This window comes from Bathymodiolus heckerae thiotrophic gill symbiont, from assembly GCF_900128515.1.
Classification (GTDB): domain Bacteria; phylum Pseudomonadota; class Gammaproteobacteria; order PS1; family Pseudothioglobaceae; genus Thioglobus_A.
The window spans coordinates 1-909 of sequence record NZ_FQTP01000243.1; the positions used below are offsets into that span (position 1 = coordinate 1).

At 35.9% G+C, this 909-nt stretch carries 2 protein-coding genes; both read left to right on the forward strand.

Annotated features, from left to right (window positions below):
- Positions 1 to 121: 121 nt before the first annotated feature.
- Complete coding sequence (locus tag BTHERMOSOX_RS11615) at positions 122 to 592, forward strand: DUF2269 family protein (protein ID WP_138121242.1); 471 nt, start codon at positions 122 to 124, stop codon at positions 590 to 592.
- 177 nt (positions 593 to 769) lie between these two features.
- Positions 770 to 909 (forward strand): transposase (locus BTHERMOSOX_RS12160; protein WP_171004775.1); only part of this gene is annotated, 140 nt, incomplete at its 3' end.

Consider the following 909-nt stretch of genomic DNA (forward strand, 5'->3'; position numbering starts at 1 on the left):
AGAAAAATACGGCTTTAGTGGTGCAGATGTTTTTGGAGAGCCTACTTTTGATGAGGCAAAAATTATAATTAATGGCGACCAAACAATATCAATTAAAATAGACTAAAAAAAGGATAAAACAATGAATACTTATTTATTATTAAAAAGTTTACACATACTTGGCGTGGTTTTATTTCTTGGCAATATTATTATCACTGGCTGGTGGAAAGTAATGGCTGATCGCACAAAAAACAAACACATCATTGCTTTCGCTCAACGCCAAGTAACACTTACTGACTATGTTTTCACTCTAGGTGGTGTTTTACTTGTTTTAGTTACAGGGATAGGTAATACAATGCTACACGAACTAGACTATTTCATGATAAAGTGGTTGGCTTGGGGATACTGGTTGTTTGTAGCATCTGGTATTATTTGGGTGGCAATATTACTGCCAGTACAAATTAAACAAGCAAGAATAGCTAAACAATTTTCTGAAGAAGAGCCGATACCAAAACAATATTGGAAATTAGGGAAGTTATGGATAGTTTTTGGCGTATTAGCAACTTTGTTGCCATTGGCTAATTTATATTGGATGGTATTTAAGCCAATATAATCCTACCAGCCGACTGCTAACGCAGTAGGTAAATTCAAGCGTTAACACTAAAAGAAATAATGAGGACAAGCTAAAACTCCTCCCCCACTTGACTGGACACAAAATTAATAGTTTACGCATTATTTTTTCTGTATCAATAATCTTTTTTGAGGTTTGAAGCAAAGCCCCAACTTGGACTTGTTCCAAGTCCTAGAACGCACTTTTGGCTTGCTAAAACTTCATCACGGTTTAGGCAAGGCAAGATACCTTGGACTAGAGAGAAACAAAACCAGAGTACAACTGATTGCCATGAGTCATAACCTTAAAACTGGCATGAA